This is a genomic window from Methanocalculus sp. MC3, assembly GCF_054767395.1.
Genome location: NZ_BAABMP010000001.1, coordinates 21229 through 47481 on the forward strand (window position 1 = coordinate 21229; position 26253 = coordinate 47481).

Below are 26253 nucleotides of genomic sequence, written 5' to 3' on the forward strand. Positions count from 1 at the left end.
ATTCCTCTTCATGCCAGTCTCGGGTCCGGGATCTGCTCCGATCTCCATCCTCTATATTGAAGATGAACCCGCACTTCTGGAGATTGGAAAACTCTTCCTGGAGGAGGATCTGCTTCTTTCGGTTGTTACCTGTGAAAATGTTCCTGATTCGATCATTTTACTCAAAGAGCGGCAGTTTGATGCCATCATCTCAGATTACCAGATGCCGGGGATGAATGGGATCGATTTTCTGAAGTACCTCAGGGAGAAGGGTGATCGGACGCCTTTCATTATCTTAACCGGGCAAAGCCGGGAAGAGGTGGTGATCGAGGCTTTAAACAGCGGCGCAGACTTTTACATCCAGAAAGGGGGCGATCCCCGATCCCAGTTTGCAGAACTGATAAATAAAATCCACTATGCGGTTGCCACCAGGCGTGGAGAGGCTGAGATAAAGAGAAGGCTTTGGTTTGAGCGATTGATCGGACTCATTTCATCACGGTTTGTTGCATCTGATGATATTGATCTGCCGATCAATGTGGCACTTGAAGACATCGGCTCTTTCTGCGGTGCATCCCGTTCATACATCTTCCTTTTACGGGAAGCTAGCGATGTAATGGATAACAGCCATGAGTGGTACGCAGATGGTGTTTCGCCTGAGATCGAAAATCTTCAGAACCTCCCCTGCTCCCACTTCCCCTGGTGGATGAAGAAGCTTCGTAATAATGAGATCATCAGGATCAGGGATCTTCATGAGATGCCCCCTGAAGCAGCTTCAGAAAAGAGTTTGCTGGAAAAACAGGGTGTCCGTTCATTGATTGCCATTCCACTGATGATGAGTGACGGGCTTACCGGATTTATCGGTTTTGATAATGTTGAGAGGGCCAGGGACTGGAATCAGGAAGATATCAATATTCTCAGGTTTTGTGGCGATATCATCGCAAGTGCACTGGGAAGAAGGCGATCTGAAGATGCACTCAGGAAGAGCGAGATCTTCAACCGCACACTCATAGACCACATTCCTGATTACATTGTCCTCTATGGAAACGATGGGAGGGTTATCTTTGCAAATCCAGCTACAGAACAGGCCTTTGGCTACCCGGTTGAAGAACTTGCAGGTGCTCATGTCCTTTCGTTTGTTCCTGAAGAATACCATGATCTGGTGAAGCAGAAACTGGTTGCACGGGCAGAAGGATTGCCGGTATCGCCATATGAGGTCGAAATCAGAACACAAGAAGGCGGCCGGATAACAGTGCTTGTCCAGGGGGCGTTTATGGAGTACCATGACACTCCGACCAATCTGCTTGTCCTGACAAACATCACCGATCGGAAGAGATCTGAAGAGGCGCTCAGGCAGAGCGAGGAGAAGTTCCGCTCTCTTGTTGAATACTCGATTGAAGCGATTGCAATTCTGGATCCGCAGGGAAGAATTGTGTTTGCAAATAGTTCTGCCGCCAAATTGCTTGATATCGAGGATCATGAAGAACTGATCGGAAGAAATGTTCTCGATTTTGTTGCAGAAGAGTCAAGAGATGGTGCGATCCGTGATCTCATGGCTGTTTTCCAGGGAAATGACGCATATCTTTCAGGATATACCATTCAATCAGCACTGGGGAAAAAAGTATTCGTTGAATGTGTTGGCAAGCAGATTGAGTATGATGGGATGAAAGCAGATCTTATTTCTGTCAGGGATATCACTGAGCGGAAACATTCTGACGAGGAGTTGCAGGCAGCAGACGAGCAATTACAGGCAGCACACCTGAGGCTGCTTGCGGTGCTGGATGGAATTAATGCCGCTGTATATGTGGCTGATATACAGACGCATGAGCTGCTCTTTATCAATAAGTATGCACGTGAGATTACAGGATTCACAGGTGATATTGAAGGGAAGAGATGCTGGTCTGTGATGAAACCGGGGCAGGAAGAACCCTGTGGATTATGCACGAATGCGATGCTCATGCAGCAGGATGGCAGCTATGCAGGAGAGTTCAGATGGGAGTTCCGGAATTCCGAAAACGGACGGTGGTATGACAGCCATGTGAGTGTGATACGGTGGATCGATGGCCGCTATGTCCGTCTGAAAACTGCTATTGACATCACCGAGCGGAAGATGGCAGACGAGGAGGCGCTCCAGGAGAGCGAGAAGCGGTATAGATCGCTCTTTGAATCGATGCATGATGGGTATGCCCACCAGGAGCTGGTCACGGATCCGGATGGCAGGCCGCGTGACTGCCGTTTTGTCGAGGTGAACCCTGCCTTTTCAAAAATCACCGGACTATCGCCTGAGATAATTACAGGAAAGAGTCTGCATGATGTTCTTCCTGAGATGGAGCCGGTGCTGATGGAATACTATGCAGAGGCAGCCAAAACAGGAGAATCGCAGGTTTTTGAACATGAGGAGGCTGGCCGGGATAAAACCTTCGAGGTATCGGTATACTGCTCAAAGGATGGGAAATGCACAAGCATCTTCCATGATATCAGTGAGAAGAAGAAGAGGGATGAAGAGACGAAGCGCTCTCTTCGTGAAAAGGAGACCCTTTTAAAAGAGATCCACCATCGTGTGAAGAACAATATGCAGGTGATCTCAGGCCTTCTGATGCTCCAGAGAAAGACGATCGATGATCCGACCATTCGCGAGCTCTTCCGGGAGAGTGAGAACCGGGTCTTCTCAATCGCACTCGTCCATGAGAAGCTGTACCAGTCTGAGAGCCTCTCCCGCATTAATTATGGCCAGTATCTCAGGACAATGTGTGAAACAATAATCACCTCCCGCGAGATCAGATCCGGAACAGTCAGCCTCCTGATTCATGCCGATGGGATCCACCTCTCAATTGACAAAGCTGTTCCCCTCAGCCTGATAACGAACGAGTTACTGACGAACTCCCTGAAACACGGGTATCCGGATGGAAGGAAAGGGACGATCACCATTACTATGGAGAGGCGGGATAATGAGATGGTATACCGGTTCAGCGATGACGGGGTTGGTTTCCCCGAAGATCTTGACTATACACAGACAGTATCGCTTGGCATGCGGCTTGTCACCAGCCTTGTGATGCAGTTGATGGGCAGTATCTCGATGAAGAGGGAGGAAGGAACACTCTTTGAGATCATCTTCCCGATTGAACCTGATGGAGGAGTATCAGAATGACGAAAGCGACAATATTGATAGTTGAAGATGAAGCCATCACCTCGATGGCATTGAAGAGCAGTCTTGAGGATATGGGCTATTTGGTCTGCGGGATTGCCAGGGCAGGAGAACTGGCAGTGCAAAAAGCAGAAGAGTTGAAGCCTGATCTCATCATGATGGATATCATGCTCGCGGGTGAGATGACGGGGATTGAAGCTGCTGAAGAGATAAGGAAGAACTATCATATTCCTGTCATTTTTTTGACGGCATTCTCAGATGATCAATATATCAATGAAGCAAAACTCACCGAACCATATGGCTATATCCTGAAGCCTGTCCGGGAGCAGGAGCTAAAGACAACCATCGCGATGGCATTTTACAAGAATGCGATGGACAGGATCGTCCGCGAACAGGCGGAGATCATCCGTGTGCTCCTGAATGAGACCCGTGATCTCCATTTCCTCATCGACAGGGATGGCTCCTTCATAGCAGTGAATGAAGCACTGGCAAAACGTGCTGGAAGAGGGGTTGACGAGTTGATAGGATCAGCGGTATCGGAGATGGTTGAATCCGGGTATCTCTCCCCGACGATGGCAGGCAAAACGCTGCCCCCTATCATGAATTATTCCCTGAAGTACGAGGAGGAGTTTGCAGGATCATGGTATGATATTGGTATTCATCCGATCTTCGATCCCGATGGGACTGTCCGCAAGTATGCCGTCCATATCCATGATACAAGCAAGATGAAGGTGATGGAGGAGAGGTTACGGAAGTATTCGGATATGCTGATGAAACGGCTCTTCCCGGGAAAAAGCATCGAGGAGGTCAGCCTTGATGATCTGGGTGATCTGGATGATCTGGTAACATCGGACTTTTTTGACGATCTTAAGGATGCATCTCAGGGATCTCGTTAAATCAGGACTCTATTCTCCCCCATCCTGTTTATCATCACCTTTATCTGAAGCCATAACGAACGATTGAAGAATGACAGAGTATTTTGCCCTCTCTGAGATCGATTCTGCGATCAGGCGCACCCGGGATCTTCTCTGGCCTTTCCGGAAAGGAATCTGGTTCCGCATCGCTCTTATTGCTCTCTTCATCGGCTGGGGCGGCGCCGGGTTCCCGCAGCCTACATGGTCTTCAGGCAGCAGCACCACGTCAGATGATCTCCCCATGGTTTTTATGCCCGAGGCCCTGCCCGATATGGCCGGGCTGATCATTGCCATCGTCCTCCTGATCATAGCTCTTGCCCTCCTCTTCATGCTGATTGGATCGATCTTCCAGTTCGTCTTTGTTGACTGCATACGAACGGGGAACGTGAAGATACGGGAATATTTCAGCCCGCGTGCCGGGATGGGTATCAGGCTCTTCCTCTTCCAGATTGGAATTGCAGTTCTCTTCCTCGTGCTTCTCGCAGCACTTATCATACCGCTCATCATTCTCGCCGGGGGTCTCGCGGGTCCTGCAGGTGGCATCTCACTGGTACTTACCCTCATTCTCTTCTTCCCGATCCTCATTGTACTTGCAATCATCGTCGGGATTATCCAGCTGATTACTATCGATTTCGTGGTGCCGATCATGATCCAGAAGGACTGTGGGGTGATTGATGGGTGGAAAGAGTTCTATTCGATCATCAGCAGACAGTGGATGCAGGGGATCATCTATCTGGTTGTCAGGTTCTTAGCAGCGCTTGGTGCCGGTGTGGTCATGATCCTCTTCACCCTTCTGGCGCTTGGGATCGTTGCCATCCCCTTTGCTCTCATCGGGCTCTTCCTGTACCTGCTGGTTCAGATGGCAAACCTCTCGTTCCTCCTTCTCCTCCTCATCCCATACCTGATCATCGCAATTCCGGTAGTTCTCCTGATAATGGTACCCTTCGTCACCTTCTTCCGCACCTACTCGCTTGCAGTGCTTGGCAGGCTCGATTCAGGGTATGCCATCCTCCCGGAAGAAGAGCAGGCACCTGCGTGATCATCTTCCCCTTACCTTTTTTGCCACAACCTGACTATACTCTGGATACGAGGAAGTCCCATGCACCCTGATGAGATCGAAAGAATTGCCCAGTCCCGCCTCCCCCTGATGAACCCTGTCACGCCAGAGATGATCAAGAGGGCAGGAGAGCTTGCTGCGATCAGTTCAGGCGATAATGTCTACGATATCGGCTGCGGAAACGGCACCCTTCTCTCCCTCTGGCATGATGCATATGGTATCCGGGGAACCGGTATCGAACTGAGAAAGGAATCGGCTGCCGCTGCAAAGAGAGCAGTCGATGAAAAAGGGGCGGCAGATCGGATTCAGATCATTGAAAGCGACGCCGCAGCATGGGAGCCGGATGAACGATCAGACTGTACTGTTGCCATCGGCTCTGCCTTCATCTTCGGGGGTGTAGTGCCTGCCCTCGCTCATTGTGAATCGATCACCAGACCCGGAGGCAGTATTGTTATCGGGGATCGCTACTGGCAGAGCGCCTCTGTTCCGCCGGAATTTGCGGTCCAGTGGCAGGAGATCCCCACTGAATACGGCCTTGTAGCCGCCGCCCGTGATCTCGGGCTCAGGTTACGGGCTGTGATCAGGGCATCTCCTGATGACCATGACCGTTATGAGAGCGCCATCTGGCGGCAGTGTATCAGGTGGCTTGACGAACACCCCTCACATCCTGAGCGGGAGGAGATTGAGGAGTACCTCTGCAAAATCCAGGATGAATATCTCGTCTATGGAAGGGAAGCCTTTGGATGGGCGATATGGATCTTTGGAAAGGGTGCCGAATGATGGTCCGGGGGAGTCAGCCTGGTATTTGAATGCAGCCAGTGCGGCGACTGTTGCAGCTATCTTGGTCTTGTCCATACCATAGAAGCCGATCTCGGTAATCTCCGGTATATTGTTTTGAACCGTTATTCCGGCGAGAGGACAACTGTTACGATCGATCCCGACAAAACCGCCCTTTTTCTGGATAAGAATCGTAAGAAGAGCACCTTTCTAGATCGCCCGGAAGCATGCCCCTTCTTCCGGTTCATCCCTGAGGAAGAGAAAGGCTACTGCTCTGTCCATGCAACACGACCCGATATATGCCGTGATTATGGATGCTGGCGCATGCTCATCCTTGATAGTAGCGGGAGGCGGGCAGGGCGGATCATGGAATCCCGCCATCTCGGATCAGATGATCCGGTTCTCCTTGCCATCTTTGCAGAAAGAGCTCATCTTCTGGAGAAACTATCTGATTTTGATTGGGATGATGCGGTCATCAGAATGATCAGATCAGCAGGGTATCTGGTGCGTACCTGAGCGGGTCTTTTATTTTCCAAACGACAAATAGATCAGGGTGCAGATCCAAACAGCCCTTCCCGCGCAAATCACCTCATTGCGAAGGCGGATTGCAGAACGCTTCTTCTTTCTAGGGCCGGTCTTCATCCTTGCACTTGAGGTATCCGGGGAATCGGGGCTTGTTGAGATCATCAATGCGGGACTCCATACCGGCTATGGCCTCCTCTGGGTCTTTGCAATCGCGCTCATCTATAAGTATGCCTTTGCCTATGGGATCGCCCGCTATACCCTCTCCACGGGGAAGACGATCTTCTCGGGCCTTCGGTCCATTCCTGGGCCGCGGAACTGGGAGGTCACCTTCATCACGATCATCTATATCCTCGAGATGCTTGCATATGGTGGTTTCCTCATTATCGCGGCGCATTTCCTCTATTACCTGCTCCCCATCGATATTCCGATCCAGGTGATTGCGATTGCAACCCTCGCCATGATCCTCCTTCTCCTCTGGAAAGGCAGCTATGAGCGGCTGGAAAAGGTGATCATCGGGATGATGATCCTCCTCTTTACCGGTATCCTCTTCAGCCTCCTTGCCCTCCATGTCCCGGTAACCGAGGTTGCAGAAGGGTTTATTCCGTACCTGGATCCCCATCAGTATATTGAGATTATGGCTCTCCTCGGGGCGGTTGGTGCCGGGTTGAACCTCCTCCTCTATTCGGTCTGGCTTCATGAGAAGACCGGCGGAAAGCCCTGCACCAGCGATCTTCCCGAGAAGATGCGGATCGTCCGGACCGATCTTCTCATCGGATTTGGTCTTATCGCCTTGATGAGCCTGGTATTTCTGGCGATTGGTGCCAATTACAGCCATTCATTCCATGCCATCGATGAGGGTGTCATCTCGGCCATTGCCGTCTCAACCCATCTCTTTATGACAATACCCCTCGCAGCCCCGGTATTCGTCCTCTCTTCGTTCATTCTGCTTGCGGGTGCAGCAATCTCCGGTATGGACGGGCGTGCGCGTGCGATCTGCGGTATCCTCCGGGAAGCGGGCGGTATTCAGATACCGGCAAAGAAACTGTACCGGCTGATCCTCCTTGCTTTCTCTGTTATCATCCTTGCTTCAATCTATATCGGAAGCCCCGAAGCCGTGATCAAGCATGTCTCTGTCGTCTCGTCGATCCTCTTCGCGGTTATCGGATTTGCCCTCATCTATATTGATAACAATCTTCCCCGGGGGCACCGGGGATCCCGCATCTGGCTTGCCGTCATGGCGATCGGATCCGGTATCTTTTTCCTTGTCGGATTGCTTGAGGAGGCGACGATCCTTGCATTTGGCGTACCGTTGATGGAACGGCTCGCAATGGTTCTCCTCGTCCTCTTCGTCTTTGTCAGATCAGATCTGGCCTCGGCATACCGGAGAGGGGTTGCGACAAAAACCGATCTTCTCTGGCTGATCCTCATCTTTGGAGCACTCTCGATATACGGGACATTCCGGGGCTTCAACTTTGAAGGTGTCCTCCTGAACTTCCGGGATCTCGGGCCGATCATCGCCGGACTCATCGGCGGTCCCATAGCCGGTGCGGCAGCCGGACTCATCGGTGGTCTCTACCGGTATTCGCTTGGGGGCTGGACTGCTCTTCCCTGTGCAATAGCCACGATCGTTGCCGGTATATTGGGAGGTGTGGTCGGGAGGCGATGGCTCCCTTTCACACCGCTCCGTCTTGCCATCCTCGGGGTGGCAGCAGAAGTGCTCCATATCCTTGTAATCCTCCCGCTTCTCACTATCGGGACCCCTTTTTCAGAGATACTGGATGTTATTCGCGCAACACTGCTCCCGATGTCGGTGGTGACCGCGGCCGGGCTGATCCTGTACCTTGTGATCGAGAATCAGTACAAGAAGGAGATTGATATGAAGGATCTCGTCTGCTGGATCAGAAAAGAGATCGATCCGGAGCTTGAGACTGAGAAGGATGATCTGTAGATCAGAGGTACTCAGCCTGCACGGCGAGCACACCGGCACTATCGACTGCTGCTGCATATTCTGCAAGCGGCTCTGCATTCACCTCGAGGAACCGGATACCAAACGGCACCTTTGAGAGGATCAGCTCTGCCTGATCGCGCTCACCGAGGATGATCAATGCAGCGGCAAGCGCCTCGACCGACGAGAGGACAAAGGGTTTTCCGAAATTGACCGGGTTTGCTGCGACAAGGAACGGAAGAGCCCTCCGCCCCCGGAAGATCGAGAGCTCTTCCCGTTCAAGCACTTCCCATGAACAGTCGAGGGCGGTGATCGAACGGATCCAACTCCGATCAGCTGGTGAGATGACTACTCCGGCGGTAGGGTCAAGGAGGAGCGTTCCCTTTGGCACCTGTCGGAATGACGGGACAACCCTGACAAAGCCATACCGCTCAAGCCGTTTAATGGTGCACTTCCTGGGATCACAGGTGTTGTCGCGGTACGAGATGAGAGGTATCATGACAGTACTATCTTGCGCCTCATATCACATCAAGCACCGCGATCAATCCATCAATGAGAAGCACCAATAAAGCTGTCATGTATGTGATGGTTGCACCCTGTATCCTCGATCCCTCTCTCCGGGCTGAAGGGATCACTCGGGATGAGGATCTCAGGGCATATGCAGGCTGCCTGAAAAGGTGCTCGGCATTCGGGCTTGAGGTTGTTCCTCTTCCCTGTGCAGAGACGCTCTATCTCGGAAGGAACCGGGCTCCCGGGACATTCACTGAGCGGCTGAACACACCTGAATTCGAACTTCTCATCGACAGGCTTGAAATTGAGGTGCGGCAGATCATCCTTCAGCGGGGGGAGCCGCTCTGCATCATCGGAGCAGACTCATCGCCTGCCTGCGGAGTGAACACCACCTGGTACAGCCCTGAAGAGAAAGTGAATCACCGCGGTGTGTTTCTCTCCCGATTCCGGGAAATACCGGCTATTGATGCGTTTGATTTCGCCCGGTACCGGGTCTATCTTGCGTCACCGCTTTTCACAGAAGCCGAACGCCGATACAATGAATTGATCAGGGATCTGCTTGCCACCCATTGTTTTGAGGTCTATCTTCCCCAGGAGGTGGGTCAGGATTCGGCATGCCGCGATAAGGATGCAATAGATCAGATCTTCCAGTCTCACTGTGAAGCACTCAAAACAACAGACTGGATGGTTGCGATTATTGACGGGGCCGATGCCGATTCAGGCACCGCATGGGAGATTGGGTATGCGTATGCAAAAGGGATACCCGTTGTTTCCCTCAGGACAGATTTCAGGAAAGCAGGTCATAACGAGCATGTGAACCTGATGCTGGAGCGATCATCTGTTGTGGTCACCAGAAAAGAGGATCTGCCGCACACCCTCATCTCCCCGCTTCACCACTGAGTCAGCCCTGCTTTGTTGCCATCAGGATCTCCCCGACAGCCCGGAAGAGATCCTCGACCTCATTGAAGACTGGCACCCTGCCTCTCCTGAGGACAGGAAAGCCGGGCTTCACCGAATCCCCTCCGGGAAGGGCAGCAACCACCATATTCGCTGTATGCTCGCCAAACCGAACGATCTCAAGTGCAAGCTGCTTTGGATCTGCTATTGCGGTCGGAGCAGAAATGATGATGGCAATATCCCAGAAATCCTGGTTCTTCAGGAGAATATCAAAGGCCTTTGCAAACCGTCCTGTGGTTGAATCCCCGATCATATCGATCGGGTTTCTGCCGCTCCATCCCGGTGGGAGGATTGCATCCATCTCAGCATGTACCCCGTCCGGGAGCATGACGAGATCGATTCCGTTCCTCTCTGCATAATCTGATGAGAGGACCGCAAAACCGCCCGCACTCGTCACGACAACAGCCCGGTTCCCTTTTGGATAGCCCTGCCCTGAGAGTATTGTCCCGATCTGGAACGCGGATCTGATCGAGTCGGCAGGAACCACTCCCCCCTGCCGAAATGCCGCACGATAGGTCTGGTAGTCGCCGGCAAGGGAACCGGTATGGGATGCAGCGGCTGCCCTCCCGATCCGGGATCTCCCGGCCTTGATCGCCACCACAGGTTTCTCTTTTGATACCTGGGAGACAGTCTCAAGGAACCGCTTCCCCTCGCGTATCTCCTCGATATAGAGTATGATTACAGAGGTATTCTCATCTTTTGCGAGGAGATCGATGTAATCGACGAAACTGATATCCGACTGGTTTCCGGCACTGATGATAGCAGAAAACCCGATCTCCTCCTGAATGCTCCAGTCCACAATCGTTGTTATCAATGCCCCGCTCTGTGAGATGAATCCAAAGGGTCCCGGGTTTGCAGAATTGTTGCTGAAGGTTGTATTGATCTGTTCCGGCGGCACCATGATCCCGAGGCTGTTTGGCCCGATGATCCGAAGCCCGTTCTTTCTCGCAATGCTGACGATCTCCTCTTCGAGCAGTTTTCCCTCCTCTCCGGACTCCCGGAATCCAAATGAGATGATGACCGCAGTTCTGACACCCTTCCGGGCACAATCCGAGATTATCGACGGAACTACCGCCGCAGGCACGGCAATCACCGCCATGTCAACCGCTTCAGGAATCCCCGTCACCTTCTGATATGCCCTCCTCCCGAGGATCTCCTGATGTCTGGGGTTTACCGGATAGAGCCTGCCGGGAAAAGAGAGGAGGTTTCTTGTGATTGTATAGCCGATCTTTCCCTGATCAGGGCTTGCGCCGACGATCGCAATTGACCGGGGCTTCAGTATAGCGGGATCAAGTGGCAAAAGAGCCATCTCCTCCTGTTTCTGCTGCTCCCCTTCGATGAACCGGGCATCGACTGCGATGCAGCCATCCTCATGGAGGATCAGGGGGTTGATATCAAATTCGGTGAATCCGGGGTGATCGAGGAAGAGATCAGCTGCTGCGGCAATCGCATTAACAAGCGCCTCCTCGTCGCGTGGAGGCTCATCACGGAATCCCCGTATCAGCTGATACCCTTTGATCTCCCGGATCATAGACCTGATCTCCTCTTTATCGAGAGGGAGGATCCTAATCGAAGTATCCCTGAGAAGTTCCACCAGCTTTCCGCCGAGCCCGAAGGTGATCGTCTTTCCAAATGCCGGATCGTTTGCTCCTCCAATCAGGATCTCGAGTCCCGGTGCCGCTTCCTCCTCGATCCGGACACCAATTATCCCGGCATCAGGCCGGAGATTCCCTGCCCTTTCGATCAGCCTGGCATATCCCTCTCTGAGTTCCCTTTCATCCTTGATTCCGAGTATGACACCACCAACATCGCTCTTATGGAGGATATCCGGGGACTCGATCTTCAGTACAACCGGATACCCGATCCTTTGGGCGATAGAAGACGCTTCGTCTTCGTCTCTCGCCAGCCCGTCCCGTGGCACCGGTATGCCGTATTTGGAGAGGATAGAATACGCATCCTGCCCGGATATATGCCTCACTGTCATAGCTACTCCGGAATAGGTCGGCAAGGCTTTATACCTTATCCCGGAGATGGCAGAATACGAATGTTTGTGGTGCTTGAGATCCTGATCCTTCTTCTTGTTGCAAAAGGTGCAGGAGAACTTGTTGAGCGGGCCGGATATCCCGCACTCGTCGGTGAGATCACAGCAGGTCTGATCCTTGGCCCCTCGCTTCTTGGGATCATCGAGCCAAACGAGGTGATCGGAGCCTTATCTGATCTCGGGCTGATCGTCCTCCTCTTCCTCTCTGGTATTGAGACCGATCTCAAGAATCTCGCTTCAGCAGAAAAAGCAGGGACATTAACAGCTCTTTTTGGTGTCGCTATCCCGTTCGCTTCAGGTTTCGGCCTCGGGTACCTCACCGGGATGGATATAATCACCTCTGTCTTCCTCGGGATCGCGCTTGCCATCACCTCAATCGGTATATCGGTTCGTACACTTGTTGATGAACATGCCCTCTCTTCACCGATTGGAAGCATCATCATTACAAGCGCCGTCATTGATGATCTGATTGGCATTCTCCTGCTTGCAACGCTCTCAGCCTTTGCCCTTGGTGGTGGTCTTGCCTCTGTTGCCGGCACTGCCATTCTGGCTCTCATCTTCCTCACCTTCATGGTGACCGGAGGCCGTCGTATCCTTGGGCGGTTGTATGCAAAGGTGCGGCGGCACGCGTCTCATGAGACCGCGTATTCGGCAAGTCTCATCATCGCTTTTTCCTCTGCTGCCGTAAGCCATATTATCGGCCTCCATCTTGCTATCGGTGCCTTTTTTGCAGGTCTTGCACTGAGTGATCGGATTCGGCCTGATCGTTCGATTGAGGGGAGTCTCTCGGATCTGGGACTTGGGTTTCTTATCACCATCTTCTTCGCATCAATCGGCCTTTCACTGACGCTCTCTGCTGAAACATTCCTTGATCCTCTTCTTCTTCCGCTGGTTCTGGTTGCATTCTCAGGAAAGATCATCGGCGGCTATATCGGATCCAGGCCATTTCTTCCAGACTCCGTAAGTGCTCTCATCGTCGGTATCGGACTCTGTCCGCGTGGAGAGGTGGCTCTTGTCGTTGCAACGATTGCGCTCTCTGCCGGAATCATCACCGCGGCTCTCTACACGACGGTGACGGTCATGGTGATAGCGACGGTGTTGATCGCTCCCCTCTTCTTCAGGATGGGATTCAAAGCTCTCCGGCGATCCGGAGATGCTGTATAATCCGGCAGATTTCAATCCTTCCCGCAACTCTGTTTTGAGAGTCGACGACAATGAGATCATCATGCCGGTTCCGCTGCATCAACTGCATCGCATTCAGGATAGAATCATCTTCATGAATTGTAATATGCTCCCTGCTCATCAGATCCCTTGCGGTTGCCCCCTCCTTCTTCAGGTGGCAGGTGATGCATCGTGCAGATCCTGATCCCCGTATTCCGACTGTCGGCAGAATCGATCCGATCAGATCAAGGGGTGTGATGACACCAAGGAACGTTCCCTCCGGTGCAGTTACCGGAATGTCCCCACACCCCTCAACCGAGCCTATTTGGATGAGATCGCGTATTGGAGTATCGGGTAAAATCGTTCGTGAGATCGGTGTCATGATCGATCGGACTTTATCTGATCGATCGTCAACTGGTGGTGCCATCTGTCTCAGTCCGGCAGATTGTACCTGATTGGAAAAAAAGGTTCGTATTGGTTATCTCCGCTTTGCAACAAAGAGGAGAACCCCAAGGAGCCCGATTGCTCCGATAACAGCAAACGGAAGGCTGCCTGATGGTGTGGGTGCCGGTGGCACGGGTTGCGGGGTGAGTGTTGCAGATACTGGTGTTGTCTGTCCTGCTGTCACTTCAAATGAACTCATCCAGTCACTGTATCCTGACATCTTCAGGGTGATTGAGTGGGTCCCCGCAGCGAGATCTGGTACCAGTACCGGAGAATAGCCGCGGAATAGGTTGTCAACATACACTTCGGCGCCGGATGGCCCTGACATGACATTTGCCTTGCCGGTTGTTGCCGGAGCGGTCTGTGGTGTCAGTGTTCCGCTGACGTACTTGATCCCGCCGCCGGTGACCGAGATTGTTGTGGTGTAGTCATAGTACCCGGGCTTTCTCAGCATGAGCGAGTGGGTTCCTGTTGAAACCCCGATGATATCAAAGTAATCGTTTGGATAGGTGTTTCCCTGGTAGTTACCATCAAGGTAGATCGATGCACCCGAGGGGTACGACTGGACTGAAACCGAGCCGGTGGAAGGGGTGCTTGGCGAGAGTACTACATTCTTGGTTGTTGTCTGGCCGGAATAGATCTGCACCGTTTGTGTGGATTTCTGGTATCCTGAGAGCCTGAGTTCGAGGGTGTGAGCCCCGACAACGAGATTACCGACAGTCATCGGTGCGTATCCACGGTAGGATCCGTCAACATAGACATCGGCCCCTGACGGGCTTGAGGTGATTGAGAGGTATCCGGTAGTCTGTGGGGTTGGTGAGAGGCTTGCATAGATATTCGTAGTCTGTCCTGAGTATGCAGTATAGACTGCTGACCAGGCATCATATCCGGGGTATTCCACCTGCACGCGGTGTGTCGTTCCCGCGGTAACCTGGGCTGTCACCGGAGTTGTTCCGATGTATCGCCCGTCAACCCTGACGGTTGCACCCCGCGGGCTGGAATCAATCGAGAAGTACCCGTCATAGACCGGCGTCGGTGTTGGTGCGATCGGCTCAAGTGTCACATGGACGTATTCGGTCTGTCCCGCTGAGGGTTGTGGTGCAGAGACCGTTTTTGCCTTGTACCCGGACTTTGAGACGATGATCGATCCGGGCGGTGTGCCGGTGGTATAGATCTTGATCTCAACCGGAGTTGTTCCTTCATAATGTCCATCCAGGTTCACGTCGGCTCCCGAAGGATCCGAGGTGACAGAGATGATCCCGACATCTCCCCCTATCTGGGCGGAGGCAGGAATCGCTGCACACAGCATTACAACGAATGCAGCCAGAATAATCGAACGTATCATCAGCATGGGATATCCCGATATACGAAACGAAATATGTACATATATAAGTATCGGATCTTTTTCCGGGATCAATTTATAAGAGATGGATGGCGTACATACATCCAATACGGACTATATCTTCCGGTTTTTCCAGATGTTGGGGCAGGTGATTGAAGAATGGATGAATATATCGAAATTGTGGAATTTGAGCTTGGAGGGGAGCACTATGCACTCGATATCCAGCTCGTCCGTGAGATCGTCGAGATGAAACCAATCACGGAGATTCCACGCACCCCCCCTTATATCAAGGGGATTATGAACCTGCGTGGTGAGATCACCACTATTCTCTCATTAAACCACCTCCTCTCCATCGCCGATCAGAGCGATGGTGAACGGAAGATAATCGTCCTCATTCCCGATGCCTCACAGGGCTCAAATGTCGGCATGATCGTCGATGATGTCCACTCGGTGATGCATGTTCCGGAATCTGATATCGATCTCTCCTGCGAGGGGTACGGTGACAGGGTGGCGGATTATCTTCGTGGCATTATAAAAATACCAAAAGAAGGCTATGAAGAAGAGACAGAACGCCTCCTCCTCTGGCTTGATATGAAGCGGCTTCTTGACAGCTTCTTCGCAGATGCCCAGCAGGTCTAGTGCCTTTTTGCAAACCCAATACAGAGTGCAGCTCCAATGAGTGCAAGAACCCATCCTGATGCTTCAGGTGTCGCTGGGATGGTTTCTGTAGGCTGGGGTGTCGGTGTCTCGATCTGCCTGAGCGTCCGTTCGATCGAGGTGGTATCTCCGTTATAAATCACCACATTCATCCCAAAAGGATAGTAGCCATCATGGGAGATGTCAACTGCATATCCTCCAACAGGAAGGGAGATACCAAGCGGCGTCTCTCCGGCATACTCGCCATCAATCTCAACCCGGGCTCCATATGGCTCAACCGTCACCTGGAGCGATCCCCGCTCTTCTGTTGTAAAAGAAACGGTGATCCCGCCGGTTCTGAGCGTCACCGGAATGATCTTGTATGACGCATCCCGGAGATTGCGACGGTCCACGGCCCGGTCGACCGCATACACGGTGTAGGTTCCGGCATCAAGACCGGTTCCGGCGGTATTCCATTTGTACTCCCATCTCCCTGACGAGGAGACTTTGGCGGTGGTAAACTGGCCATCAGCTGCCCTCAGTGAGGGGTTGTGCAGGGTAACTCCCGCGGAGTCAAGGTTTGGCCCGGTCACATAAAGGTAGATGGTTGTGGCTCCGGGGGCAGAACCAGCGAGCGTGATCGTCTCGCCGATCACCGCTTCAAGGGCGGCTCCGCCTGGTACGAGAAGGCCTGCGATCAGGATTATTGCGAGTAGAATCCGGTTCATATGATGATCTATGATGCTTCCCTGATAATGCAGTTTCCCTTCTCTCAGGAGGAACGAGTGCATCCGTACCATGGCCGATCAGATCTCCCCGGTTAGAGCGGAGCAGCCCTTCCCTGACGAGTGGGGCATTCTCCGGATCCATGAACCTGAGGAAAGCCCGCTGGATCGTTCTCTCCCTCTCCTTCGGGATATGCACCTTCTTCATCGTCTCTGGATCTATTCCTGTATGGTACATGGCCGTTGATCTGGTCATCGGTGTGGGGGTGAAGTCCTGCACCTGCTCGGGAGCAAGCCCGGTTCTTTTGATGTAGCAGGCCAGATCGATCATATCAGGAATGGTACATCCCGGGTGTGAGCTGATCCAGTAAGGGATCAGGTACTGCCTCTTCTTCTCTTCAGGCTGGTTCTCCTGAAAGACCCTTCTGAACTCTTCGAAAGCTGATATTCCGGGCTTGTTCATCAGTTCCAGAACATGCGGGCTTATATGCTCGGGTGCAACCTTCAGCTGGCCTGAGACATGGTGGTGGACAAGCTCCCTGATATACCCGGATCGATCGGCAAGCGCGAGATCGAACCGTACCCCGGAGCCACAGAAGACGTGTTTTATCCCCGGCATCTCCCGGAGCCGCTTAAGGAGTGATATCAGTGCGCCATGATCGGTTGAGAGGCTTTTGCAGTCCAGTCCGCAGGATCGGTCAGGACAGCCACCGGCAGTCTTCCAGAGGTTGCAGGAAAGGCCGTACATATTCGCAGACGGCCCTCCGACATCCTGGATCGTGCCCCGGAACGCTTTCATCCTGCTGATCCGATCCACCTCATTCGCAATCGAATCCTCGCTCCGGCTTGAGACTATTCTGCCCTGGTGATGGGCAAGTGCACAGAAGGAGCAGTCTCCAAAACAGCCACGGTGGCTGATGATCGAGAACCGGACCGGCTCAAGTGCAGGTATCGTCTCCCTGTACAGGGGATGGGCGGCGCGGGCAAACGGATGATCGTAGATGGCATCCAGCTCTGCTGTATCGGGGGGCGTCGCCGGGGGATTCTGGATCACGACTGTCTTTGGATGTGGCTGGGCCACTGCATGCCCCCGGATCGGGTCCTGTTCGCGGGCATGGGCGGCAAATGTTTCTGCATACCGGACTGTACTCTCCCTCACCTCCGCATAACCCGGAAGAATCACGAAATCCTGATGCTCGGAGATCTTCCATTCGGCAACCGGCATCGTCCAGCAGGTGCCGGGGATATCCCGGATGGATCGGATCGGATCCCCTGTACTCATCCGATCAGCGATCAGCCGCAGTGTCCGCTCACCCATCCCATAGACGAGCAGATCTGCAGGGGCATCTGCCAGTATGGACTGCCTGACAGAATCAGACCAGAAATCATAGTGTGCAAACCGCCTGAGGCTCGCCTCGATCCCTCCGATCACAATCGCGGTGTTCCTGAAGAGTGACCTGAGCTTGTTCGTGTAGACGATCGTTGCTCGATCAGGCCGTTTCAATCTCCCACCGGGCGAATATGAGTCCGTATGTCGGCGCTTTTTATTCGGGGTAAACGCATTCACCATCGAATCGACATTCCCGGCAGATACGGCAAAGAAGAGGCGTGGGGTGCCCAGTGCCAGAAAATCCTCGTCACTTTGCCAGTCCGGCTGCGGGATGATCCCGACGGTATATCCGGCAGACCAGAGATTACGGCCGAGGATCGCAGCGGCAAACGAGGGATGATCCACATATGCATCGCCTGAGACGATGATGATATCAAAGGAATCGATCCCGAGTTTCTCTTTCTCCCTCCCGCTGATGGGGAGGAATCGAGGCTCTTCAACAAGATTGCGGGTCATGTGAGACCGGTATCCCTGGCCCGGCGGAGTGTCAGGATGAATGCTGATCCCTCCTCCTGCCTTCCGGCAACCCTGTCAGTTACCCGGATAGATCCACCGTACCGCTCAGCCAGTGTCATGCAGATATAGAGCCCTATTCCAAGCCCCTTCTTCTTTGATCCGATCCTCAGGTTCCTGGTAAAGAGCTGTTCCTTATCTGCATCTGAAATCCCTGGTCCGTTGTCCTCAATGGTGACAATCACCTCATCCTCTTCTTCCCGGACAGAAACCCCGATCATTGAGCCTGATCCTCCGTATTTCATCGCATTACTGAAGAGATTAAAGAAGATCCCGGAGAGGAGCTCATCTGCATAGACAACTGCACCCGATGGTGTAAACCTGATATCAACCCCTGACGGCATTGCCCTTTGAATAACAGGATCGAGTGGGATCGGTTTCTGGCTCTCGTCTCCATCCTCGCGGATCGATCGGATCATCATAACATTACGATGGATCTCCGCTGCCGTGTCGAGTGCGGATCTGATGATACCTGTATATCTCTCCCTCTCCTTGTCATTCGCATCATTCAGGAGCTCAAGGCCTCCGCCGATGATCATATGGGCATTATTGACATCATGGACCAGAATATCAAGGAAGAGATGTGCCAGATCATTTGCCGTCTTCAGTTCATCCCGCATCATGCCTGATCGGATGGCACCGCCTATCTCTCTCCCGATACTCATCAGGAGAGACTGTTCATCAGTATCAAAACCTTCCCTCCCCTGGGAGATGAGGTTGATTGAACCGTGAACCGTCTCGTCAGAGATGAGCGGGATGATCCCAACAGCAGTCGGAAAGTTCGGATTAGTGACCTCCCTGATACCGATGATGCCCGATACCCGATCGTCATGGATCTCACAGAAGATGGGCTCTCCCCTTTTGTATACGGAAATATACGGTTCTTTTGTTGTGGGAAGGCAGATATGCACTCTACTTGCCGGGCGGCCGGGCAGACTCCCCCTGCTGACTGCAAGATGCGCTTCGCTTGTATCCGGGCGGTTTGTATAGATGGCAATGAGTGTATTCTCAAAGAGGGCATGAAGTTCGTCCGCTGCAACAGCGAGCGCATCCTCAATCTTCTCTTCGGTATGCATTGCGAGGATCACGGTGTTGGTCATCTGGAGGAGGCGGTACTGGGAAGCAACTTTTCGTTGTGCATCAATAAGGGGGGTGATATCTGTAATATTTGCCATGATCCGATTTCGTTCCCCAATCCTGATCGGTGTTAAGATCACCTCCGTCTTCCTCTCGATCCCTCCGGCAGCCGTATGTATCCACCCAAATTTTATGGGTCCCCGTTCCAGCTGGGCAAGCAGGATCCCCATCCGTGCAACAGAGGACTCTTCACCCGGTTGCATGGCAGGGGAGAGATCCGCTGGTGTTCTCCCGATCAGATTATCCGGGGCTATCCCGAAGAATTCCCCGGAGGCAGCATTTGCCCTTATAATCACCTCATCTTCCAGAATGAGGATACATTGCGGGGAGGATTCAAAGCACTCGTCGAGAAACAGATACTCCTGATCCCGGAATGAGGCATCCGCTTGAGAGCCACATTTTGGGCCTGCCTCATGGTACGCCGGATCAATCCTCTCTTTGTTAATAATGATTGAACTTCGTTCTTCTGGAGTAAAAACATTCTGGAGGCTCTCATCTCATTCTTCCCGGAAATACCCCCCGGATACAGCAGATGATGACAGGTGTAGAGGATACGGAGTAAAATACGGGAGATGATTTCACTCTCTTTTATGTCTTCATAAGAAAAGTGTCGGTTGGGAAGGTCTCCGGAATCTTCTCCTCGGTGATGTCTGTTATAATAGAGAGTATATACCGCATCTGCCCTTTGCTCGAGAAGATGGGTATCTTCTTTGTCCTGAGCATCCTCTGGTCTGATTCCCCGCCCCGTGAGAAGGTCTGGATCGCAAGAATGCTTTCCTGAAGTCTCTCAACCTCTGCGGTTGACCGTGCCCAGAAGGCAGCATACTCTTCAGGGAAGATCCGATCAGGCTTCTGCCCGACGAGAAATTCACGTGGAAATCCGATAAACTCTTCTGCCGCATGATTAAAGAAAACAAGGGTATTATCGTCCATCTCTTCAACTGCGACCATATCAGGGATGTTCTCAACAATAGAGGTGAGAAACTCCTTCCACTGGCGGACTTGCTTGACAGCACGGTTTCTCTCGGTGACATTCCTGAATGAACCCCGGTATCCGAGGAGTACCGGACGATTCTCTGCATCATTGATGATGATCGGGTTTCCCGAGAGCTCGATTGCGATCGACTGGTTATCCGGCTTCATAAAGTTGCATTCAACAAGCGGCCATGCAGTCCGGGCAGATATGGATGGTTGTATCGTTCGGAGAAACCGCTTCTTCTCATCATCTTTCATAAAGTCCGTAAAACGGCAGCCTATCATCTCATCGGGGGAGAGGCCGCAGACCGTCTCTGCACGTGGGCTGATGTAGGTGATCGCCCCTTTCTCGTCGGCTGCCCAGATCACGTCACTGATATCGGAGACAAGTGTCCGAAACATCTCTTCACTCTGCCGCAGTTTCTCTTCTGCCCTGACCTGGTCGGTGATCTCTTCAAGGATGATCGTAATGCCGGGACCCCCGTTATCAAAGACAGTCTGGATGATCTTCTGGCGGAAGAAATGCTCATCACCTCCTCTCATCAGCCGGATCACCTCACCTGATCCGATCTTTCTCCCGGGATCATTGATCTGGGCCATAAGGGCAGGGTGGGAGAAGATGGCAAGCCTGGTCTCTTCCAGGAGAAATCCGACTGTCTCCTCACGGGTGGTTCTGCAGAAGGAGAGGATCTGATCGTTAGCCTGGATGATCTGCCCTTCAGCATTCAGTATCATCACAAGGTCAGAGGAGCTGTTGAGCATCGCGTGTATCGGCACCCGCTGGGAGAGGAAGTAGACTTTTGCCTTCCCAAATGTCCGTTTATCAACTTGCCCTGCAACAAGGAGCATATCGAGGTACCGTGCAGCAGTATTGCGGTTGATACCAAGGGATGAGGCGATCTCGCCGACGGACATTCCGCGCGGATTGCTCCTGAGGAGTTCGGTGATCCGGCTCATTTCGGCGGGGTACGATTGCATCATAGTAGGTATAGCCTGATCGGGATAAATGTATTTCGACATTGCCGTGCATCAAAATTAGCATCAATGCCGAGCATTGAGGGAAACATTTATATTCTAGAATGGCATTTGTAGTAATGGACAACTGTGAATCCCATGGATTCCGGTATCGCCCATCCATCCAGATGAAGGCGTGCGTCCTGCCCCGGGTGCAGCCGACCTCAAGAATTCAAAGGTTCAGACATTCATTCCATAGTGTCCGGCTACACACCTCTCAATCGATCACGATAGCGTCAATCGATCACTACCCGGACAGTCAGATGGTTGCACCGGGGCACGCCACCTTCAACACCAGTCACTATATCCTGTGCCGTGCGGGCATGTACATACCCCTCCTCCTTTTAATTTTTTCTTACAAAATGAGCGATATGCTGGAGATTCAGGCTCTTTCAGGAATCAATGGGAATGCCTGAAAAAAGGCGTGGGGATAGAAAATTTTCATAGGATTTTGTATTTTGTCGTCCTCTGGAGGAGACGCCTTCCGATATCTGTTGAGATCCTCTCCATCGTCTTTGGATCAAGGTATCCTGCCTCTGATCCGCCCGCTTCAACCGAGACATCATCTGAGAACATCGTCCCGCCGAGATCGTCCCCACCTGATGCGAGAGCGATCTGTGTGAGCTTGATCCCGAATTTTCCCCAGGGAACCTGGATATGATCGAAGTTATCAAGGAAGAGCCGTGAAACGGCGATCATCAGGAGATCTTCCCTCCCGGTTGCGCCTGCGGGTGCGAGCCCCTTTTCATAGAGGGAGGTGTTCTGGTGAAGATACGACAGGGGCACAAGCTCGGTGAAACCCCCGGTCTCGTCCTGAACATCCCTGAGTATGCCGAGGTGTGTCATCCGATCTGTGGGTGATTCGGCAGATCCGTACATGATCGTTGATGTGCTTCTGATCCCGATGCCATGCGCCTCTTTGATGATCCCAATCCATGTTTCCGTATCCACTTTTGCCGGGCAGATCACCTTCCGGACATCATCGACCAGGATCTCAGCAGCAGTCCCCTGAAGGGTGCCAAGTCCTGCATCCTTCAGCCGCTCGAGTGCCTCGCGGGTAGAAATTCCGCTTTTGTGAGCGATATAGGCGACCTCATCAGGGCTGGCTGTATGAATATCAATACCTGGCGCCTCATCGTGGACAGTTCTGATAATCTCTGCATAACTCTCCATCGTGTAATCCGGGTGAACCCCGGAGAGGAGGCATATCTCGGTGATATCCCGTGAGAGGGCGAGTTTCACCTTCTGGCGGATGCGATCCGGGTCATCAAAGAAGGCATCCGGATCGCTTTTTTTCCGCCCGAATGCACAGAATCCACAGAGGTTTTTGCAGATATTGGTGATGTGGATATTCTGGTTCCTGACATAGGTGACGGCATCGCCGACCTTCTCCTCCCTGAGTTCATCTGCGGCGCAGCAGATGGAGAAGATATCTCTTCCTGTTGCATTCAGCAGATGGAGCCCTTCGTCATGGGTGAGGCGGTGGCCGCCGAGGCAGTCTTCAATCAGTTGCTTCGTCTGAATCATGGTTTTGCCCTTTAGTTCTTCTCTCTCCGCCTTGAGGCGATCAATTCCTGGATAATAATAATGGCGATAATAAGGATTGCAAATTCAACAATATGGAGTGGGAGATAGCCAACCAGCGGAATGGCAAAGAGGGCCTTGCCGATGATCCACTCATCCTGAACCGGTTCGATTCTGCCGATACCGGGATGTGTTGTAACCTGATCGATCACCGGGTTGTTGTCACCTTTTGTGATGATGCCGCCATGCGGATTCTGAAATGCAAGTTCATTTTCTGCGACCTCTGCATCGATCCTGACCAGAGCACGGTGGATGATCGGGTGGATACTGTCATCGCCATTTGGCCTGAAGATGATCACATCGCCCGGATGCCCAAATGAGCGATGCCCGGATGCCACGCCCTCTTCTGAAGTGATCAGAGCTCCAAACCGGTCTGGTGCAGCAACGAAGACGAGATCGCCGATCTGCATTTCGGGGAGCATACTCCCGGATTCTACAGCCACAACCGCAGGCCACGTTCCTGATGCCAGAAAGAGGATGAGTGCCACACCTCCGACAACACATGCAACCCAGAGGAGATCACGGGCAAGTGAAACCGCCGGATGATCGCTCTCTCTGAACCGGCTGATGAGGGACTTCTCCTCGGGCTCTTGTCTTTGGGCCCTCTTCGATAGAGTCATCTGTGTTTACTGTATGTTACGGCTCGTTCTTGATGCTTTCTCATTGGATGAGAAGAACCACTATTTCGATTATTTTCTATGAGGGGAACTATTTTATCAGCTTCCTCAACAGACATGTACTGATACGTCTATGCCCTGTACAATTATTGTTGGTGGCTTTTTTGGCGATGAAGGGAAAGGCAAGATCGTTGCCCACATCGCCCATCAGGATCACCCGACTATCATCTCCCGTGGTGGCGTCGGACCAAATGCCGGCCACACCGTTTTAGTGGGAGAGAAGGAATATGGTGTCCGGATGGTTCCATCCGGCTTTGTCTATGAAAAAGCCGATCTCTGTATCGGGTCTGGTGTTCTTGTTGATCCCAGAGTCTTTCTCCGTGAGGTGGATCTGGTCGGGGCATCCGGCAGGATCTATATCGATGGACGCTGCGGGGTCATCGAAGAGGAGCATATTACCCGCGACAGGGAGAGCGAGCATCTCTCAAAGAAGATCGGGAGCACCGGATCCGGGTGTGGGCCGGCAAATTCCGACCGCGTGCTCAGGATTTCCCGGCAGGCAAAAGACCTCCCGGAACTCGCTCCCTATATCGTCGATGTTGCAGAGAAGGTGAATGTCGCAATTAAGAACGGCGAAAACGTGATCCTCGAAGGTACCCAGGGTTTTGGGATCTCCCTCTACTTTGGAACCTACCCGTATGTCACAAGCAAGGATACCTCTGCATCCCAGATTGCAGCGGATTGTGGCGTCGGGCCGACACAGATTGATGATGTGATCGTCGTCTTCAAGGCATTCCCGACACGGGTCGGCGAAGGACCCTTCTCAACCGAGATGAGCCTTGACAAATCCCATGAGATGGGTATTATTGAGTATGGGACTGTCACCCACAGGGAGCGGCGGATCGGGAACTGGGATGGCCAGATGGCAAGGTATTCTGCCATGATCAATGGCTGCACCCAGGTTGCGATCACCGGTATTGACAGGGTTGATCCTGCCTGTTATGGAGCGACCAGGTACGATCAGCTCACCGAGACCGCAAAGGTTTTCATCCGGCAGGTAGAGGAAGATGTTGGATGCCCTGTGACTATCATCTCAACCGGGCCTGAACTTTCACAAATTATAGATCTGAGGACGAAGCGATGAAACGATGGCTGATGGATATTCTCTGCTGCCCTGTATGCAAAGGCGATATTATCCTCACAGTGACCGAGGAGAATGAAGAAGAGATCCTCGAAGGAAGCCTCAGGTGTGATGCCTGCCACCTTGACTATCCGATACATGAGGGAATTCCAAACCTGCTCCCTCCTGAGTCGGCAACAGATTAGGAGTCTTTGATCGAATGACTGTCGTTGATGTGCATCTGAACCGCCGGGGGGTTAATACCATCGAACTCTCCGCACGTGAGGCCCCGGTGGATGCAGGGAGCGACCTGTCCATTCGATTGAAAAACTATGGCTCTCCAACCCATGCCACAATAAGGACACAGAACGGGCATGGCTTCACAGATTTTCTCCATGAAAATCTCTATGTGGATGGTGATATTGATTACAGTATACCGATACGGGATTCTTCGGGGGACGGGATATTTGATCTCGAATTCATCACCGGATATGGCGCCAGAACAACCCGGATGAAGGTTGTGGTGAGCAAGGCATGCCCGGTTTGTATTCCTGAAGATGATGTGGAGGTGATGGAAGAGGAGCAGGTAAGAAGGAAGATGCCTCATATGCTTACCCTGATACCCTGTATCATTGCCTGCATCACCTACCTCGTCTGGCTCTCCTTCCGCGGTTCCACGCTTGCACCGGTTGATGCATTCGTCACCGTCTTTATCGTACTCCTTCTCCTGATTGGAGTCGTTACTGCATGCCGCTCTCCGGAACCATCCTGGTAGCGGCCCTTCTTATTGACCGGTGTATCGGGGATCCGCATACCCCGTACCATCCGGTTGCCCTCCTTGGACGGTTTATCGGATGGTGGGGACGGCCGTCCGAATACCGGCGAAGTTTCCACCGCATCGCCGGCTGCATCTTCTGGCTCCTGACCGTCATCCTCTTCATGCTCCCGTTCCTTCTCTTTGATCAGCTGGTGAGGGGATATGAAATATGGTGGCTCTACCTGCTCGCGGCACCGTTTCTCCTGAAGAGTACCTTCGCATGGAGATCCCTCGAAGAACATGCGTTCTCGGTGGAAGAAGGGCTCAGGGCAGATCCCGATGCCGGGAGATCCGCCGTCTCGATGATGGTCTCCCGGAAGACAGCCACACTCACCGACGAGCAGGTCCGATCCGCAGCATATGAATCGGTCGCCGAGAATCTTGTTGATTCGATCATCGCCCCTATCTTTTGGTTTGCAGTTCTCGGCCTCCCCGGAGCCGCAATGTACCGGGCAGCCAACACGATGGATGCGATGCTCGGGTACCGGGATGAGCGGGAGGCGCTTGGCTGGTTCTCTGCTCGTGCAGATGACGTGCTCTCCTATATCCCTGCACGGATTGCCGGTTGCCTTCTTCTGGTATGGTTTGCGCTCCGGGGACGGGGGAGAACTGCTCTCTCTATTCTCCGACGGGATGCAAAGAAGAGGCCGGGTTTCAATGGTGGCATTCCGATGGCGCTCATTGCGGGCGGATGCGGGATTGTATTTGATAAGCCGGATGGATACCGGATCGGGGACTCTCTCCACTCCCTTGGAGAGAGGGGAAGATGCGTGATCGCTGCTGTGCGGGGCGCGACTCTGATCTTTTCGCTCCTCCTGCTCCTCCTGTCTCTCTCTTCTTTTCTTCTATCCGGGGATATTTTCCCCCTTTTCCCTCTTCTGTGACGTATAATAAAGAATAAGGAGTATCTGGTGGCGGAATATCCTTCTTC

The 26253-nt window shown here is 52.7% G+C and carries 24 protein-coding genes; 14 read left to right on the plus strand and 10 right to left on the minus strand.

Annotation, left to right across the window (positions count from 1 at the left end; genetic code table 11):
* Window positions 1–10: 10 nt before the first annotated feature.
* The 6 genes from ACYUBO_RS00090 (at window position 11) to ACYUBO_RS00115 (ending at window position 8342) form a co-directional block, all read left to right on the plus strand.
* Window positions 11–3124, plus strand: a complete 3114-nt coding sequence (locus ACYUBO_RS00090) for a PAS domain S-box protein (protein ID WP_460371427.1) — start codon at window positions 11–13, stop codon at window positions 3122–3124.
* On the plus strand, window positions 3121–4017 hold the full coding sequence (locus tag ACYUBO_RS00095; RefSeq protein WP_460371429.1) for a response regulator: 897 nt from the start codon (window positions 3121–3123) through the stop codon (window positions 4015–4017). The genes ACYUBO_RS00090 and ACYUBO_RS00095 overlap by 4 nt, the downstream gene beginning before the upstream one ends.
* A gap of 70 nt (window positions 4018–4087) precedes the next feature.
* On the plus strand, window positions 4088–5074 hold the full coding sequence (locus tag ACYUBO_RS00100; RefSeq protein WP_460371431.1) for a DUF7544 domain-containing protein: 987 nt from the start codon (window positions 4088–4090) through the stop codon (window positions 5072–5074).
* Window positions 5075–5134: 60 nt separating this feature from the next.
* On the plus strand, window positions 5135–5872 hold the full coding sequence (locus ACYUBO_RS00105; RefSeq protein WP_460371433.1) for an SAM-dependent methyltransferase: 738 nt from the start codon (window positions 5135–5137) through the stop codon (window positions 5870–5872).
* 18 nt (window positions 5873–5890) lie between these two features.
* Window positions 5891–6385 carry a YkgJ family cysteine cluster protein gene (locus ACYUBO_RS00110; RefSeq protein WP_460372414.1) on the plus strand — a complete coding sequence of 165 codons (495 nt, stop codon included), beginning with the start codon at window positions 5891–5893 and terminating at the stop codon, window positions 6383–6385.
* Window positions 6386–6422: 37 nt separating this feature from the next.
* Window positions 6423–8342, plus strand: coding sequence for an Nramp family divalent metal transporter (locus tag ACYUBO_RS00115; RefSeq protein WP_460371435.1), 1920 nt, complete (start codon window positions 6423–6425; stop codon window positions 8340–8342).
* A gap of 1 nt (window position 8343) precedes the next feature.
* Here ACYUBO_RS00115 and ACYUBO_RS00120 read toward each other — a convergent pair whose 3' ends face one another.
* The gene (locus tag ACYUBO_RS00120) at window positions 8344–8838 is read right to left on the minus strand and encodes a DUF367 family protein (RefSeq protein WP_300330591.1); all 495 of its coding nucleotides are present in this window, start codon (window positions 8836–8838) and stop codon (window positions 8344–8346) included.
* Between the two features lie 53 nt (window positions 8839–8891).
* Here ACYUBO_RS00120 and ACYUBO_RS00125 point away from each other — a divergent pair, with 53 nt between their 5' ends.
* Entirely contained in the window at window positions 8892–9749 is an 858-nt protein-coding gene (locus ACYUBO_RS00125; protein ID WP_460371437.1) for a nucleoside 2-deoxyribosyltransferase, read from the plus strand.
* Window position 9750: 1 nt separating this feature from the next.
* Here the strand turns inward: ACYUBO_RS00125 and ACYUBO_RS00130 are convergent, their stop codons facing one another.
* Window positions 9751–11790 carry an acetate--CoA ligase family protein gene (locus tag ACYUBO_RS00130; protein WP_460371439.1) on the minus strand — a complete coding sequence of 680 codons (2040 nt, stop codon included), beginning with the start codon at window positions 11788–11790 and terminating at the stop codon, window positions 9751–9753.
* Window positions 11791–11850: 60 nt separating this feature from the next.
* Here ACYUBO_RS00130 and ACYUBO_RS00135 point away from each other — a divergent pair, with 60 nt between their 5' ends.
* Entirely contained in the window at window positions 11851–13011 is a 1161-nt protein-coding gene (locus ACYUBO_RS00135) for a cation:proton antiporter (RefSeq protein ID WP_460371441.1), read from the plus strand.
* Here ACYUBO_RS00135 and ACYUBO_RS00140 read toward each other — a convergent pair.
* Both ACYUBO_RS00140 and ACYUBO_RS00145 read right to left on the minus strand, forming a co-directional pair.
* Window positions 12977–13435, minus strand: coding sequence for a CBS domain-containing protein (locus tag ACYUBO_RS00140; protein WP_460371442.1), 459 nt, complete (start codon window positions 13433–13435; stop codon window positions 12977–12979). The two genes, ACYUBO_RS00135 and ACYUBO_RS00140, sit on opposite strands and share 35 nt — an antisense overlap.
* A 51-nt stretch (window positions 13436–13486) precedes the next feature.
* Complete coding sequence (locus ACYUBO_RS00145) at window positions 13487–14803, minus strand: PEGA domain-containing protein (protein ID WP_460371443.1); 1317 nt, start codon at window positions 14801–14803, stop codon at window positions 13487–13489.
* A gap of 150 nt (window positions 14804–14953) precedes the next feature.
* On the opposite strand from ACYUBO_RS00145, the gene ACYUBO_RS00150 reads away from it, so the two are divergent.
* Window positions 14954–15433 carry a chemotaxis protein CheW gene (locus tag ACYUBO_RS00150; RefSeq protein WP_300328032.1) on the plus strand — a complete coding sequence of 160 codons (480 nt, stop codon included), beginning with the start codon at window positions 14954–14956 and terminating at the stop codon, window positions 15431–15433.
* Here ACYUBO_RS00150 and ACYUBO_RS00155 read toward each other — a convergent pair.
* The 4 genes from ACYUBO_RS00155 to ACYUBO_RS00170 all read right to left on the minus strand — a co-directional run bounded on the left by ACYUBO_RS00155 (window position 15430) and on the right by ACYUBO_RS00170 (window position 21151).
* On the minus strand, window positions 15430–16158 hold the full coding sequence (locus ACYUBO_RS00155) for a PEGA domain-containing protein (RefSeq protein ID WP_460371445.1): 729 nt from the start codon (window positions 16156–16158) through the stop codon (window positions 15430–15432). The two genes, ACYUBO_RS00150 and ACYUBO_RS00155, sit on opposite strands and share 4 nt — an antisense overlap.
* Window positions 16091–18001: a YgiQ family radical SAM protein gene (locus ACYUBO_RS00160; RefSeq protein WP_460371447.1), complete on the minus strand. Its 1911-nt coding sequence runs from the start codon at window positions 17999–18001 to the stop codon at window positions 16091–16093. The genes ACYUBO_RS00155 and ACYUBO_RS00160 overlap by 68 nt, the downstream gene beginning before the upstream one ends.
* The gene (locus ACYUBO_RS00165) at window positions 17998–19647 is read right to left on the minus strand and encodes a sensor histidine kinase (protein ID WP_460372416.1); all 1650 of its coding nucleotides are present in this window, start codon (window positions 19645–19647) and stop codon (window positions 17998–18000) included. Before ACYUBO_RS00165 ends, ACYUBO_RS00160 begins: the two co-directional genes overlap by 4 nt.
* Before the next feature lie 136 nt (window positions 19648–19783).
* Window positions 19784–21151: a PAS domain S-box protein gene (locus ACYUBO_RS00170; RefSeq protein ID WP_460371449.1), complete on the minus strand. Its 1368-nt coding sequence runs from the start codon at window positions 21149–21151 to the stop codon at window positions 19784–19786.
* Window positions 21152–21249: 98 nt separating this feature from the next.
* On the opposite strand from ACYUBO_RS00170, the gene ACYUBO_RS00175 reads away from it, so the two are divergent.
* On the plus strand, window positions 21250–21600 hold the full coding sequence (locus ACYUBO_RS00175; RefSeq protein WP_460371451.1) for a hypothetical protein: 351 nt from the start codon (window positions 21250–21252) through the stop codon (window positions 21598–21600).
* A gap of 25 nt (window positions 21601–21625) precedes the next feature.
* On the opposite strand, the gene cofH is transcribed toward ACYUBO_RS00175, so the two are convergent.
* Together cofH and ACYUBO_RS00185 are read right to left on the minus strand one after the other, a co-directional pair.
* Complete coding sequence (gene cofH / locus ACYUBO_RS00180; RefSeq protein WP_460371453.1) at window positions 21626–22711, minus strand: 5-amino-6-(D-ribitylamino)uracil--L-tyrosine 4-hydroxyphenyl transferase CofH; 1086 nt, start codon at window positions 22709–22711, stop codon at window positions 21626–21628.
* 11 nt (window positions 22712–22722) lie between these two features.
* On the minus strand, window positions 22723–23388 hold the full coding sequence (locus ACYUBO_RS00185) for a S24/S26 family peptidase (RefSeq protein WP_300328053.1): 666 nt from the start codon (window positions 23386–23388) through the stop codon (window positions 22723–22725).
* A 130-nt stretch (window positions 23389–23518) separates the two neighbouring features.
* On the opposite strand from ACYUBO_RS00185, the gene ACYUBO_RS00190 reads away from it, so the two are divergent.
* From ACYUBO_RS00190 to cbiB, 4 genes are read left to right on the plus strand one after another with little or no spacing between them, the layout of a single operon-like run.
* Entirely contained in the window at window positions 23519–24529 is a 1011-nt protein-coding gene (locus tag ACYUBO_RS00190) for an adenylosuccinate synthetase (RefSeq protein ID WP_300328055.1), read from the plus strand.
* Window positions 24526–24711: a methytransferase partner Trm112 gene (locus tag ACYUBO_RS00195; protein WP_300328058.1), complete on the plus strand. Its 186-nt coding sequence runs from the start codon at window positions 24526–24528 to the stop codon at window positions 24709–24711. Before ACYUBO_RS00190 ends, ACYUBO_RS00195 begins: the two co-directional genes overlap by 4 nt.
* A 14-nt stretch (window positions 24712–24725) precedes the next feature.
* The gene (locus ACYUBO_RS00200; protein WP_300328060.1) at window positions 24726–25280 is read left to right on the plus strand and encodes a DUF7524 family protein; all 555 of its coding nucleotides are present in this window, start codon (window positions 24726–24728) and stop codon (window positions 25278–25280) included.
* The gene (gene cbiB / locus ACYUBO_RS00205; RefSeq protein ID WP_460371456.1) at window positions 25253–26206 is read left to right on the plus strand and encodes an adenosylcobinamide-phosphate synthase CbiB; all 954 of its coding nucleotides are present in this window, start codon (window positions 25253–25255) and stop codon (window positions 26204–26206) included. Before ACYUBO_RS00200 ends, cbiB begins: the two co-directional genes overlap by 28 nt.
* Window positions 26207–26253: the final 47 nt, after the last annotated feature.

Coding starts and splice junctions, on each gene's coding strand:
- ACYUBO_RS00090 (WP_460371427.1), top strand. CDS start 11: ATGCCAGTCTCGGGTCCGGGATCTGCTCCGATCTCCATCCTCTATATT.
- ACYUBO_RS00095 (WP_460371429.1), top strand. CDS start 3,121: ATGACGAAAGCGACAATATTGATAGTTGAAGATGAAGCCATCACCTCG.
- ACYUBO_RS00100 (WP_460371431.1), top strand. CDS start 4,088: ATGACAGAGTATTTTGCCCTCTCTGAGATCGATTCTGCGATCAGGCGC.
- ACYUBO_RS00105 (WP_460371433.1), top strand. CDS start 5,135: ATGCACCCTGATGAGATCGAAAGAATTGCCCAGTCCCGCCTCCCCCTG.
- ACYUBO_RS00120 (WP_300330591.1), bottom strand. CDS start 8,838: ATGATACCTCTCATCTCGTACCGCGACAACACCTGTGATCCCAGGAAG.
- ACYUBO_RS00125 (WP_460371437.1), top strand. CDS start 8,892: ATGAGAAGCACCAATAAAGCTGTCATGTATGTGATGGTTGCACCCTGT.
- ACYUBO_RS00130 (WP_460371439.1), bottom strand. CDS start 11,790: ATGACAGTGAGGCATATATCCGGGCAGGATGCGTATTCTATCCTCTCC.
- ACYUBO_RS00135 (WP_460371441.1), top strand. CDS start 11,851: ATGTTTGTGGTGCTTGAGATCCTGATCCTTCTTCTTGTTGCAAAAGGT.
- ACYUBO_RS00140 (WP_460371442.1), bottom strand. CDS start 13,435: ATGGCACCACCAGTTGACGATCGATCAGATAAAGTCCGATCGATCATG.
- ACYUBO_RS00145 (WP_460371443.1), bottom strand. CDS start 14,803: ATGCTGATGATACGTTCGATTATTCTGGCTGCATTCGTTGTAATGCTG.
- ACYUBO_RS00150 (WP_300328032.1), top strand. CDS start 14,954: ATGGATGAATATATCGAAATTGTGGAATTTGAGCTTGGAGGGGAGCAC.
- ACYUBO_RS00155 (WP_460371445.1), bottom strand. CDS start 16,158: ATGAACCGGATTCTACTCGCAATAATCCTGATCGCAGGCCTTCTCGTA.
- ACYUBO_RS00160 (WP_460371447.1), bottom strand. CDS start 18,001: ATGACCCGCAATCTTGTTGAAGAGCCTCGATTCCTCCCCATCAGCGGG.
- ACYUBO_RS00170 (WP_460371449.1), bottom strand. CDS start 21,151: ATGATGCAATCGTACCCCGCCGAAATGAGCCGGATCACCGAACTCCTC.
- ACYUBO_RS00175 (WP_460371451.1), top strand. CDS start 21,250: ATGGCATTTGTAGTAATGGACAACTGTGAATCCCATGGATTCCGGTAT.
- cofH (WP_460371453.1), bottom strand. CDS start 22,711: ATGATTCAGACGAAGCAACTGATTGAAGACTGCCTCGGCGGCCACCGC.
- ACYUBO_RS00185 (WP_300328053.1), bottom strand. CDS start 23,388: ATGACTCTATCGAAGAGGGCCCAAAGACAAGAGCCCGAGGAGAAGTCC.
- ACYUBO_RS00190 (WP_300328055.1), top strand. CDS start 23,519: ATGCCCTGTACAATTATTGTTGGTGGCTTTTTTGGCGATGAAGGGAAA.
- ACYUBO_RS00195 (WP_300328058.1), top strand. CDS start 24,526: ATGAAACGATGGCTGATGGATATTCTCTGCTGCCCTGTATGCAAAGGC.
- ACYUBO_RS00200 (WP_300328060.1), top strand. CDS start 24,726: ATGACTGTCGTTGATGTGCATCTGAACCGCCGGGGGGTTAATACCATC.
- cbiB (WP_460371456.1), top strand. CDS start 25,253: ATGCCGCTCTCCGGAACCATCCTGGTAGCGGCCCTTCTTATTGACCGG.